Source organism: Clostridium moniliforme (assembly GCF_017873235.1).
GTDB classification, from domain to species: Bacteria; Bacillota; Clostridia; order Clostridiales; family Clostridiaceae; genus Clostridium; species Clostridium moniliforme.
The window spans coordinates 1-11,897 of sequence record NZ_JAGGJZ010000016.1; the positions used below are offsets into that span (position 1 = coordinate 1).

7 protein-coding genes, 20 tRNA genes and 1 rRNA gene are annotated in these 11,897 nt (G+C 30.0%); all 28 read left to right on the forward strand.

Annotated features, from left to right (window positions below; translation table 11 throughout):
* Positions 1-21: 21 nt before the first annotated feature.
* Positions 22-95: transfer RNA gene (locus J2Z53_RS12390), tRNA-Gly, on the forward strand.
* Positions 96-166: 71 nt separating this feature from the next.
* A tRNA-Arg gene (locus J2Z53_RS12395) sits at positions 167-243 on the forward strand.
* A gap of 3 nt (positions 244-246) precedes the next feature.
* Positions 247-322: transfer RNA gene (locus tag J2Z53_RS12400), tRNA-Pro, on the forward strand.
* A 20-nt stretch (positions 323-342) separates the two neighbouring features.
* Positions 343-416: transfer RNA gene (locus tag J2Z53_RS12405), tRNA-Gly, on the forward strand.
* 6 nt (positions 417-422) lie between these two features.
* A tRNA-Arg gene (locus J2Z53_RS12410) sits at positions 423-499 on the forward strand.
* Positions 500-507: 8 nt separating this feature from the next.
* Positions 508-583, forward strand: a tRNA-His gene (locus J2Z53_RS12415).
* Positions 584-586: 3 nt separating this feature from the next.
* A tRNA-Gln gene (locus J2Z53_RS12420) sits at positions 587-661 on the forward strand.
* An 8-nt stretch (positions 662-669) separates the two neighbouring features.
* Positions 670-745, forward strand: a tRNA-Lys gene (locus J2Z53_RS12425).
* Between the two features lie 14 nt (positions 746-759).
* Positions 760-843: transfer RNA gene (locus J2Z53_RS12430), tRNA-Leu, on the forward strand.
* A 17-nt stretch (positions 844-860) separates the two neighbouring features.
* Positions 861-935 (forward strand) — tRNA-Gly (locus J2Z53_RS12435).
* A 5-nt stretch (positions 936-940) separates the two neighbouring features.
* Positions 941-1,014 (forward strand) — tRNA-Gly (locus J2Z53_RS12440).
* A 6-nt stretch (positions 1,015-1,020) separates the two neighbouring features.
* A tRNA-Arg gene (locus tag J2Z53_RS12445) sits at positions 1,021-1,097 on the forward strand.
* A 5-nt stretch (positions 1,098-1,102) separates the two neighbouring features.
* Positions 1,103-1,178: transfer RNA gene (locus tag J2Z53_RS12450), tRNA-Lys, on the forward strand.
* A gap of 13 nt (positions 1,179-1,191) precedes the next feature.
* Positions 1,192-1,267: transfer RNA gene (locus tag J2Z53_RS12455), tRNA-His, on the forward strand.
* A 3-nt stretch (positions 1,268-1,270) separates the two neighbouring features.
* Positions 1,271-1,345, forward strand: a tRNA-Gln gene (locus J2Z53_RS12460).
* A gap of 8 nt (positions 1,346-1,353) precedes the next feature.
* Positions 1,354-1,429, forward strand: a tRNA-Lys gene (locus J2Z53_RS12465).
* A 14-nt stretch (positions 1,430-1,443) separates the two neighbouring features.
* Positions 1,444-1,527, forward strand: a tRNA-Leu gene (locus J2Z53_RS12470).
* 17 nt (positions 1,528-1,544) lie between these two features.
* A tRNA-Gly gene (locus J2Z53_RS12475) sits at positions 1,545-1,619 on the forward strand.
* Positions 1,620-1,624: 5 nt separating this feature from the next.
* Positions 1,625-1,698: transfer RNA gene (locus J2Z53_RS12480), tRNA-Gly, on the forward strand.
* A 219-nt stretch (positions 1,699-1,917) separates the two neighbouring features.
* Positions 1,918-1,994: transfer RNA gene (locus J2Z53_RS12485), tRNA-Arg, on the forward strand.
* A 457-nt stretch (positions 1,995-2,451) separates the two neighbouring features.
* A complete protein-coding gene (locus J2Z53_RS12490; protein ID WP_209797794.1) occupies positions 2,452-3,123 on the forward strand; it encodes a hypothetical protein in 672 nt (223 codons plus the stop codon).
* A gap of 235 nt (positions 3,124-3,358) precedes the next feature.
* A complete protein-coding gene (locus J2Z53_RS12495) occupies positions 3,359-4,393 on the forward strand; it encodes an ABC transporter substrate-binding protein (protein ID WP_209797795.1) in 1,035 nt (344 codons plus the stop codon).
* Between the two features lie 118 nt (positions 4,394-4,511).
* Entirely contained in the window at positions 4,512-6,212 is a 1,701-nt protein-coding gene (locus J2Z53_RS12500) for an ABC transporter permease (protein WP_209797796.1), read from the forward strand.
* Between the two features lie 20 nt (positions 6,213-6,232).
* Positions 6,233-7,306, forward strand: a complete 1,074-nt coding sequence (locus J2Z53_RS12505; protein WP_209797797.1) for an ABC transporter ATP-binding protein — start codon at positions 6,233-6,235, stop codon at positions 7,304-7,306.
* Positions 7,307-7,324: 18 nt separating this feature from the next.
* Positions 7,325-8,035, forward strand: a complete 711-nt coding sequence (locus J2Z53_RS12510; RefSeq protein WP_209797798.1) for an MgtC/SapB family protein — start codon at positions 7,325-7,327, stop codon at positions 8,033-8,035.
* A 133-nt stretch (positions 8,036-8,168) separates the two neighbouring features.
* On the forward strand, positions 8,169-9,869 hold the full coding sequence (locus J2Z53_RS12515) for a sensor histidine kinase (RefSeq protein ID WP_209797799.1): 1,701 nt from the start codon (positions 8,169-8,171) through the stop codon (positions 9,867-9,869).
* Entirely contained in the window at positions 9,844-11,319 is a 1,476-nt protein-coding gene (locus J2Z53_RS12520; protein WP_209797800.1) for a response regulator transcription factor, read from the forward strand. The genes J2Z53_RS12515 and J2Z53_RS12520 overlap by 26 nt, the downstream gene beginning before the upstream one ends.
* Positions 11,320-11,713: 394 nt before the next feature.
* Positions 11,714-11,897, forward strand: a 16S ribosomal RNA gene (locus J2Z53_RS12525); the annotation flags it as partial.

Below are 11,897 nucleotides of genomic sequence, written 5' to 3' on the forward strand. Positions count from 1 at the left end.
AATTAAAGTTAAATAAGATATGCGGGTGTTGCTTAATGGTAAAGCTCTAGCCTTCCAAGCTAGCCACGAGGGTTCGATTCCCTTCACCCGCTCCACTTTGAAAAAGAGTTATAAAAGCTCTTGACAAAAAATACAGGATAGTTTATAATAATAAACGTTCTGAAATGCGTCTTTAGCTCAGCTGGATAGAGCAACGCCCTTCTAAGGCGTGGGCCAGGGGTTCGAATCCCTTAAGACGCACCATTTCGGGGTGTGGCGCAGATGGTAGCGCGCATGGTTTGGGACCATGAGGTCGCAGGTTCGAGACCTGTCACCCCGACCACTTTAAATAATTAAACACTTGCGGGTGTTGCTTAATGGTAAAGCTCTAGCCTTCCAAGCTAGCCACGAGGGTTCGATTCCCTTCACCCGCTCCAAAATATGCGTCTTTAGCTCAGCTGGATAGAGCAACGCCCTTCTAAGGCGTGGGCCAGGGGTTCGAATCCCTTAAGACGCACCATTTATGTGGTGAATGTAGTTCAGTTGGTAGAGCGCCAGTTTGTGGCACTGGTTGTCGTGGGTTCGAGTCCCATCGTTCACCCCATGTAGGGATATCGCCAAGCGGTAAGGCACCACACTTTGACTGTGGTATTCGTAGGTTCAAATCCTGCTATCCCTGCCAAAATACATGGTTCACTAGCTCAGTCGGTAGAGCACATGACTTTTAATCATGGTGTCCCGGGTTCGATTCCCGGGTGAGCCACCAATTTAATTAAATGTGCAGGTGTGGCGGAATTGGCAGACGCACTAGACTTAGGATCTAGCGCCTTAGGCGTGGGGGTTCGACTCCCTTCACCTGCACCACAATTAAATTATAAAATGCGGAAGTGGCTCAATGGTAGAGCGCCACCTTGCCAAGGTGGATGTTGCGGGTTCGAGTCCCGTCTTCCGCTCCAAATATGCGGGTGTTGCTTAATGGTAAAGCTCTAGCCTTCCAAGCTAGCCACGAGGGTTCGATTCCCTTCACCCGCTCCAAAATATGCGTCTTTAGCTCAGCTGGATAGAGCAACGCCCTTCTAAGGCGTGGGCCAGGGGTTCGAATCCCTTAAGACGCACCATTTATGTGCCATTAGCTCAGTTGGTAGAGCACCTGACTCTTAATCAGGGTGTCCAGGGTTCGAATCCCTGATGGCGCACCAATTTTTTGTAGTGGTGAATGTAGTTCAGTTGGTAGAGCGCCAGTTTGTGGCACTGGTTGTCGTGGGTTCGAGTCCCATCGTTCACCCCATGTAGGGATATCGCCAAGCGGTAAGGCACCACACTTTGACTGTGGTATTCGTAGGTTCGAATCCTGCTATCCCTGCCAAAATACATGGTTCACTAGCTCAGTCGGTAGAGCACATGACTTTTAATCATGGTGTCCCGGGTTCGATTCCCGGGTGAGCCACCAATTTAATTAAATGTGCAGGTGTGGCGGAATTGGCAGACGCACTAGACTTAGGATCTAGCGCCTTAGGCGTGGGGGTTCGACTCCCTTCACCTGCACCACAATTAAATTATAAAATGCGGAAGTGGCTCAATGGTAGAGCGCCACCTTGCCAAGGTGGATGTTGCGGGTTCGAGTCCCGTCTTCCGCTCCAGATATGCGGGTGTTGCTTAATGGTAAAGCTCTAGCCTTCCAAGCTAGTCACGAGGGTTCGATTCCCTTCACCCGCTCCAGTAAACAACTAATATTTAGTTGTTTTTTTTATCTACAAAATAGATATTGTGTTTGATAAAATCCACAGAAAGTAAAATTATATCCACAAATAACAATGATTTACTATTTAAATTGTGGATGTTTTTTTGAAAAATATCATGTAAAAATTATCCTATAAAGTAAATTTTGATGATTTTTATAGAAATTTTAGCTTTAAGTTATTATAATATATAATATATGCATCTATAGCTCAGTTGGATAGAGCGGTGGACTTCGAATCCAAAGGTCGCGGGTTCAATTCCTGCTAGATGCACCAATACTAATAAGTAAGAGAAGTAAGGTATAAACTTTACTTCTCTTTTACTATTTAAAATAAAGTACATATAATATTAAAATAAAGTTATTAAAATTAAGCTATAATCGTTATATTATAAATTAAGTTATATATAAAAAAGATTCTATTAAAAAATTACTTAATGTATATAATTCAATAAGTATAGGAGGAAATAATGGAATATAACAGAAAAAAACAAATTGAAAAAGTTTTTAATAATAGTAAAAAATTAATACTTAGTAATAAATGGGGTTTTCTATGGAGAACAATTATTTTTCTGTTATTAATATTTACTATAACAATATTATTAAATTATAATCATAATTTTAAGTTTTTGGGATACAGTATTTTTAGTGTTAAAATATTTTTACCTAAAAATTATATATTATTTTATTGTATAAATACTTTAAATGCTTTAATTACTCTATTTCTAATAACAATGCTAATAAAACTATATATAATATCAGAAAAGGAAAATAAACCATCTAGATTAAGGAATAGTAAGATAACGTTAAAGGTATATGTTAAAGTATTAATATTTAACATACTGTATTGGACTGTAGTTTCTATTCCTATAATAATGGCTAAAGGATATATTATGACAGAATTATTTAGTGGTACATCTTTTGATGATACACCTCAAAGAATAAGAACTGTTATTTTTATACTTGCTTGTTGTGTACTATATTTTTTTATACTTAGAGTATTATTTTTTTCAACAATGTATATTTTACTAGATGATGAAACTATAGGAATATTTTCAGCCATAAAAAGAAGTATATTAATATTAGAAGAAAATTATATATCAACAATTAAAGTTCTATTTTTTCTTGATATACAATTTATGATTGCGTTATTATTTATTGCATTTATAAAAATGTTCAGTGATAAAACACCATACATTATTGATGTTATATCAATAATAATAATTTCGTATATGGTGACCTATTTATATATGGTTAAAATAAAATGGTATAAATATTTAGATGGGTTAATGGAAATAAAGGATAAAAAGAAAAGTAAAGACAAAGAAAAGGTTAAAGAAAAAAATAAAATAGAAGATAAGAATGAAAAAAGTTTTGATGAAGAACTTAAAATGTATATTAGCTAGAGATAAATAAGTTTAATGTAAGTTTTTATAAATTTATAAGTATTTTCTATAAAAATAAAAAAGACTACTATTTTGAAATAATTAATTTATAAGTATTTCAAAATAGTAGTCTTTTTATTATAAGGATAAATGTAATAAAAATTTACTACATAAGTAATTATTTTTTACCTATTTTGTTACAAATATTTTTGAATACGTTAACATAAGTTTATAAGAACTTAGGAGGGAAATAGTAATGAAAAAGAAAAGTTTAATTGCATTAACATTATCAGCTGTAATGGCTATTGGATTATTCACAGGTTGTGGAGGTGCAGAAAAAAAAGAAGAAAGTTCATCAAAAGGTTCATTAACTATTTATTGTGGATTAATGGAAGACCATATGGTAAAGGCTGTTGAACAATTTAAAAAGGAAACAGGAATAGATGCTCAAGCAGTAAGAATGTCATCAGGAGAAATACTTGGAAGAATAAGAGCTGAAAAACAAAATCCTAAAGCTTCAGTTTGGTTTGGAGGTCCAGCAGATGCTTTTGTACAAGCTGGTGATGAAGGATTATTAGAAAAGTATGTTTCACCAGAAGCTAAGGAAATTCCAGCAAAATATAAAGATAAAAATGGATTATGGACAGGAATATATGTTGGATATTTAGGTTTTGCTTCAAATAAAAAACTATTAGATGAAAAGGGAATTAAAGCACCTACTAGCTGGGAAGATTTATTAAAACCAGAATTTAAGGGACAAATATCAGTTGCAAATCCAGGCTCATCAGGAACAGCATATACAATGCTTGCAACAATAGTTCAAATAATGGGAGAGAAAAAAGGAATGGAATATATGGCTAAGTTAAATAAAAATATTAAGTCATATGAAAAATCAGGTACTGCTCCAGCTAGAATGGCAGGACAAGGAGAAGTAATGGTTGGTATATCATTCTTACATGATGCAATTAAATATAAAGAAGAAGGAATGAGTGACTTAGTTTTAACTGCACCAAAGGAAGGAACTGGTTATGAAGTTGGAGCTGTTGGAATTATAAAGAATTCTCCAAATCAAGAAGCAGCTAAGAAATTTGTAGATTTTGTTCTTTCAAAGAAGGGTGAAGAAATAGGACAAACAGTTGGTTCATACCAATTCTTAACTAACCCACAAGCTAGAACACCAAAACAAGCAGAAGAAATTAAAGATACAAAACTTATCAACTACAACTTAGAGTGGGCAGGAAGCAACAGAGGTAAATTAGTTGAAGAATGGAATAAAGCAATAAAGAAATAATTTTAATATGTAAATATATTTAAGGAGGAAAATCCTTTTAGAAAGTAATATTTAATAAAACTTCTTTAAGGATTTTCTCTTTAATTTAATTCTGACTTAGAAAGGAGACTCTACTTATATGGCAATTTCTACAAGAAAATTAAAGTTACAACATGAATTAAGAGATATGAAAAAAATATGGAGAGATCCAATATTAATGACAACAATAGTATTTTTAATTGTTGCCTTATCAATTTTTATATTATATCCTCTTTTTTCAGTACTTAAGGTAAGTTTCATAGATACTGGAAGAAGTTTTTCACTAGATGCATACAGAAAGGTTCTTAATGACTTAGATTTTAGGGAAACATTTTGGAATACAATTAAATTAGGTGTAACAGTTGGTTTATTATCAACAATTATAGGATTTATTTTTGCATATGCAGATGCATATTTAAAATCACATTTTAAGAAATTATTTAAATTAGTATCAATATTACCAATTATATCACCACCTTTTGTTCTAGCATTATCAGCTATTATGCTTTTTGGACAATTTGGTTTAGTAACAAGACAGTTACTTGGAATTACAAATGCAAATATTTATGGATTTAAAGGGATTGTAATAGTTCAAACTATGACATTCTTCCCAATAGCTTATCTTTTGCTTATAGGATTACTTCAAAAGATAGATCCAGCATTAGAGGAAGCTTCAAGAAGTATGGGAGCATCAAGATGGACAACATTTAAAACAGTAACTTTACCACTTATGTTACCAGGTATTGCAAATGCATTTTTACTTACATTTATAGAAGTAGTTGCAGATTTTTCAAATCCTATGGTTATAGGAGGAAGTTATTCAACTCTTGCAACAAAGATTTATATGCAAGCAATTGGTAACTATGATATGGGTGGAGGAGCTGCAATTGCAGTTATACTTTTAGTACTTTCAATATTATTATTTATACTTGAAAAGTGCTGGATAGAAAAGAAGTCCTATGTAACTGTAACAGGAAAGGCTTCAAAAAATAGAATTCCAATAGAAGATAGTCATATAGTATGGCCAATAGATATTTTTTGTTTAATAATAACAGTAATTGTTTTAGCATTTTATATATTAATACCACTTGGAGGATTCTTTAAAGTAATGGGAATTGATTATACATTAACTTTAGATCACTTCAAGTATGTATTTAATTTAGGATTTGAAGCAGTAAAGGATACAGCAGTACTTTCATTATGGGCAACACCAATAACAGGAATACTTGGAATGGTAATTGCATTCTTAGTTGCTAGAAAGAAATTCATTGGTAGAGGATATATTGAATTTGTATCATTGCTTGCAATGGCAGTTCCAGGAACAGTTTTAGGTCTTGGATATATAAATGCCTTTAATACAAAACCACTTTTATTAACAGGAACAGCTTTAATTATTGTAATAGCTTTTGTTGTTAGAAGTTTACCAGTTGGTATAAGAGCAGGAATTACTTCTTTAGGTCAAATTGATCCAGCTATTGAAGAAGCAGCACAAGATTTAGGAGCAAACTCACAAAAGGTATTTACATCAGTAACACTTCCTTTAATAAAATCTGCATTCTTTAGTGGTTTAGTTTACACATTTGTTAGAAGTATGACAGCAGTAAGTGCAGTAGTATTCTTAGTAACTCCTAAGTATCAATTATTAACAGCATCAATATTATCACAAGTTGATACAGGAAGATTTGGAGTTGCAGCTGCATATTCAACAGTACTTATAGTAATTGTATATATAGCAATTGCACTTATGTATTTTGGACTTAGCAAAATTGGTGTAAGTAAATCAAGTGATAATGTTATTTAATAGTTAGGAGTTGTATTAACATGAATAGAAGTAAAGGCGTAAACATAAAAAATTTAACAAAGGTATATTTAAGTCATAATAATAATTCAGAATTTAAAGCCGTAGATGATATATCAGTTGAAATAAAGGCTGGAGAGTTTGTTACTCTTTTAGGACCATCAGGATGTGGAAAAACAACTACTCTTAGAATGGTTGCAGGTTTTGAAATTCCAACAGAAGGAGATATTTACTTAGGTGGAGACAGAATAAATGATTTAACTCCAGATAAGAGAGATACAGCTATGGTTTTCCAAAGCTATGCATTATTTCCTCACTTAAATATATTTGATAATATAGTTTATGGATTAAAACTTAAAAAGATGGACAAAAAAGAAATAGAGGAAAAAGGTAAAAATATAATTGAACTTGTTGGACTTAAAGGAATGGAAAATAGATACCCAAATCAATTATCAGGAGGACAACAACAAAGAGTTGCTCTTGCAAGAGCTTTAGTTATGGAACCTGGAGTATTATTATTTGATGAACCTTTATCAAATCTTGATGCAAAACTTAGAGTATATATGAGAACTGAAATTAGAAAGATACAAAAAAAGACTGGAATAACAGCTTTATATGTAACTCATGATCAATCAGAAGCTATGAGTCTTTCAGATAGAATAATAATAATGAAAGATGGAGTAATAGAACAAGTTGGAACACCAGAAGAAATTTATCAAAGACCAAAAACAAAGTTTGTTGCTGAATTTATAGGTAATGTAAATTTCTTAAAGACAAAAGTTGAAAAGATAGAAAATGGAAAAGCAAAAGTTAAAATTGGAAAGGAAGAATTCCTTTTAGGATATAGTGGAGAAAAGAGTGAAGGTGAAGATGCATTTGTTGTACTAAGACCTGAAGCAATAACTCTTGGAAGAGAAGGAATACTAAAAGGAAAGGTTGTTAGTTCTACTTTTATGGGATCATATCAAGATTATGTTGTTGATGTTCATGGAGAAAAAATATGCATAGAGGTTACTAATCCAAAGGCAAAGGAACAATTTGAAGAGGGTGAAGAGGCTATGTTAAACTTCAACCCAGAGATATTACATTTAGTATAATTTCTAAAGAGAATTATAATGCCAGTTTATGATATAGTAATAAGAATTCTTCTTGCTGTTTTAATTGGAGGCGCAATTGGATATGAAAGAGAATTTAAAAATAGACCGGCTGGATTTAGAACTCATATTTTAGTTTGCATTGGGGCGACAGTAATCTCTCTTATTCAACAACAAATGGCAAATACAGCATTAAATAATGTATTTCTTCATCCAGAACTTGCAAATGTACTAAAAGTAGATTATGCAAGACTTGGAGCTCAAGTTATAACAGGAGTTGGATTTTTAGGAGCAGGTACAATCATTCATAATAAAGGTGCCATAAGAGGACTTACAACAGCAGCATCCATCTGGGTAGTTGCTTGTGTTGGACTAGCTATTGGAATGGGCTATTATGAAATAAGTATAATTGGTGGAGTTACTATAGTTTTAGTTCTTGGAGTTTTGAAAAAGTTTCAAAGTAAGTTTATAACTCAAGCTGGAATTGCAAAGTTTGAGATAACTTATATAGATAAAGAAGAGGCACTTAAATATGTTAATCAATGTATGTTTCAAAATGGAATAAAAATTAAAAATATAGAATTTGCTATAAAAGAAAATGAAGAAGATGAAGAGGAACTAGAAAACTGTCTTTATACAGTTTCAGTACCAAAATCCATAGATTTAAGTAATTTAGTAAGTAGATTATCCTTGAGTAATTACATAGTAAGTACAGAATTGATAGATGAATAAAATAAGTAGCTAGAAAAATTTCTAGCTGCTTATTTTAGTATATTGTGAAATAAATATGAACAAACACTTAGAAATAATTAAAATTATTAACTTTTTGATATAATTAAGCTGAAAATGAGGTGAAATTTATAATTTGAGTAAACGATATCACACATTCAAAAAAAAATTAACACTAGCATTTATATTAGTTGGTGTATGTCCACTATTAATATTTGGTATATATAATATAATTTATGTTTATAAATCTACAGAAAAAGAAATAAGAGAATTTACTGTAAGTAATATGGAAACAAGCATAAGAAATATTAATAAATCTATGATAGGATTTAGAAATATGGTGGATGTAGTTTCAATAAATAAAGAAATTATAAAAATATTAAATAAAGATAATAAGGTTAAAAAAAGTGAAAGATTTGAAGATACTCAAAAACTATATAGTGTAACTTCAAGCTTAATATCCACAATGCCATTAAAAATGCCAATACATATTGTGGATAAAAATGGAATTAGTAGATACTCTTCAACTAAATATTATAAGCCTATATATGAAGATACAAAGGAAGATTTTTATAAAATATTAAATAAAGAACCAGAGAGTGTTCATCAGAAAATTTATAGAAGATACGATCAAACATTAGGAGGAGATGTTGTTTTTATACTAGGAAAGGCAGTTTTAGATAAAAACAAAAATGTAGTTGGATATGTAATTATAGAAATATTAGATAAATACTTTGATCAGTACATAAATAATATTAGCTTTTTTAAGGAAACTAATGTGTACATAACTGAATTTAATGGAAATATAATAACGGATAAATTAAATAAAGGTGATACAGGAAAAAATATAAATAAAGTCTTAAATAGTATTGAAAAGGAAAATCTTTATTATTCAAGCGATATATCAGGAAGGTTTGAGATTATTTCAACAATTCCTAAAACAAGTCTTTATGGAGAATTATATAAGAATATAAAAGTATTTATAATAGTTTTCTTGGTAACGGTTACTTTAGCTGTTATAGTAATATATTTTTTAAGTAAAAGAATATCAGAACCTATTCATGAAATTAGCATGGCAATGAAGGAAGTTGAAAATGGTAATAGGGATGTAAAAGTTGAGTACATTGGAAATGACGAACTTGGAGAGCTTTGTAATAAATTTAATAATATGATTTTAGAAATAAATAGGCTTATTGAGGAGGATTATAATAAGAGATTATTAATAAGACAAGCTGAGTTTAAAGCATTAAAATCTCAAGTAAATCCACATTTTTTATATAATTCCCTTGCAACTATAAATTGGATGGTTAAACTTGGAGAAAAAGAAAAAGTAATAAAGATGATAGATGCATTATCTAAATTATTTAGATATTCTTGTAAAAATAATAATGATACTGTTTTAATAAGAGACGAAATTAACGAGATAAAAAATTATTTAATAATCCAAGAATGTAGATATGATGGAAAATTAAAGGTAAATTTGGATATCAACAAAGATATAGAAAATAAAAAGATTATAAAACTAATATTACAACCTATTGTAGAAAATGCAATAATTCATGGCCTATCCAATAAAATAGGAGATTGGGTTCTAGTAATAAAAGGTTATATTAAGGGCTCAGAAATTATTTTTGAGATAAAAGATAATGGGGTTGGAGTTGGAAATAGTAATCATAGTGGAGAAGGTATTGGAGTTTTAAATGTAGATGAGAGAATAAAAATTCAATATGGTAAAAAATATGGTATTTGTAATTATGAAGAAGATGGATTTACTATATTTAAAATAAATATTCCAATAGAGGAGGCAAAAGATGAAGAAAGTTCTTCTAGTAGATGATGAGATTTATTCTCTAAGGGGAATGGAAATGCTTATTCCGTGGGAAAAATTAAATTGTTCAATATGTGGAGTTGCAAGTGATTCAGTTGAAGCTATAAATATTGCAAAAAAAGAGCAACCAAATATTATAGTAACAGATATTAATATGCCAGGAATAAATGGTCTTGATATGATAGAAAAAATAAGAGAAGATGTGCCAAAGGCTCAAGGAATAGTAATAACAGGGTATGATGATTTTAAATATGCAATAAGAGCTATAAAATTAAATGTAATTGACTTTATATTAAAGCCTATTAATGAAGAGGAACTTATAAATGCTGTAAAAAAAGCAATATCAAACTTAGAGGTACACAATAACGTAGTTAAAACAGAAAGAAAATTATTAGATATTATGAGAGGTGAAACAGACCTTAATGATATAAAAAATTATTTTTCAAAAGAGGATATATGTATATTACTACTAGATATAAATAGAAAAGATGAGGTTTTAATACAAAAAATAATTAATGAAGTGAAAAACTTACTAGAAAATAGTAAAATAACAAATTCCTATAAGTATTATGTAGTTAAACCTCACAATAATAGGATAGGAATTGTTAGGGAAGGAAATTTTAAATATGATTTAGATATAGTAGAAGAAATTCAAAATGCTATATTGAAAAATATAGGAGAAGAAACAGCTATAGCTATTACCAATACTTATAATATTTATGATATTCATAGTTGTTATGAAGAGGCAAAAAATCTTTTGTTAGAAAAATTTTATGTAGGATATGGCAGTATAATATTGAATTCTAAAGAGAGGAATAAATATGGTGATAAAAAAGTCATTAAAATTATAAATAATATTGATATGTTTATAAATAGCCAAAATTATAAAATTATATTAGATAATGTTGATGAACTTTTTAATGAACTTAAAGAATTTAGGGTAGACAGGAAAAAGTGTGAAGGAATAACTTTAGATATTTTGTTAAGACTTAAAAATAAAACAAATTATTTAAATTTAAATAGTAATTCAATTGATGAAATAAATATTAAAGATGAAGGTATTACTATAAATAATTTAAAAAGTATAGTAAAAGAATACATAAAGAAATGCTTGGACTTAAAGAGAGAGCATATTGGTATTATAGAAGATAGAAGCATACTAAAAGCTATAGATATAATAGAGGAAAATTATATGAATAATATATTGCTTAAGGATGTTGCTAAAGAATTGTTTTTAAATGAATGTTATTTTAGTAGAATATTTAAAAAAACTATAGGTATAGGTTTTAATGAATACTTAACAAGACTTAGAATAGAAAAAGCAATAAAATTATTAAAAAAAGAAAAAAGTATTAAAAATGTTTCTGAAAAAGTTGGATACACTGATTATAGAAATTTTTCTTTAAATTTCAAGAAGTATACAGGATATACGCCTAGAGAATATATTAAAGATAAATAATAAGGTTATGTATATATAAAACTGCTGAAAATAGTAAAAAAACATAAAAAACAAGAAAAACCTTCCCAAGTGTATCTACATAACAAAAATAGAGAAATATCGAATAAAATAAAGAAAAATAAACATAATATAATATTATATTACTCTATAATTATATTTATATTTAATACTATGATAAAATAGTTCATGTCGTCACGGGAGATTGATTGAAAACATGAAAATATGTAAAAAAACATAAAAACATGTTGACATAAATTCAAGTAGATGATAAGATGAAAAAGTCGCTTGAGAGCGATTGATTAATTTGATCTTTGAAAAATGAACAGAATATAGAAATACATTTAGAACCAGCAATTCTTTTTATTAAAGTAAGTTTTAGAGTGAGATTAAACTTTTTATTGAGAGTTTGATCCTGGCTCAGGACGAACGCTGGCGGCGTGCCTAACACATGCAAGTCGAGCGATGAAGTTTCCTTCGGGAAACGGATTAGCGGCGGACGGGTGAGTAACACGTGGGTAACCTGCCTTGTAGAGGGGAATAGCCTTCCGAAAGGAAGATTAATACCGCATAATATTGTA

Bases quoted from the DNA above. Each gene is read 5' to 3' on its own strand.
- J2Z53_RS12490 (WP_209797794.1), top strand. From the start codon at position 2,452: ATGCTAATAAAACTATATATAATATCAGAAAAGGAAAATAAACCATCT.
- J2Z53_RS12495 (WP_209797795.1), top strand. From the start codon at position 3,359: ATGAAAAAGAAAAGTTTAATTGCATTAACATTATCAGCTGTAATGGCT.
- J2Z53_RS12500 (WP_209797796.1), top strand. From the start codon at position 4,512: ATGGCAATTTCTACAAGAAAATTAAAGTTACAACATGAATTAAGAGAT.
- J2Z53_RS12505 (WP_209797797.1), top strand. From the start codon at position 6,233: ATGAATAGAAGTAAAGGCGTAAACATAAAAAATTTAACAAAGGTATAT.
- J2Z53_RS12510 (WP_209797798.1), top strand. From the start codon at position 7,325: ATGCCAGTTTATGATATAGTAATAAGAATTCTTCTTGCTGTTTTAATT.
- J2Z53_RS12520 (WP_209797800.1), top strand. From the start codon at position 9,844: ATGAAGAAAGTTCTTCTAGTAGATGATGAGATTTATTCTCTAAGGGGA.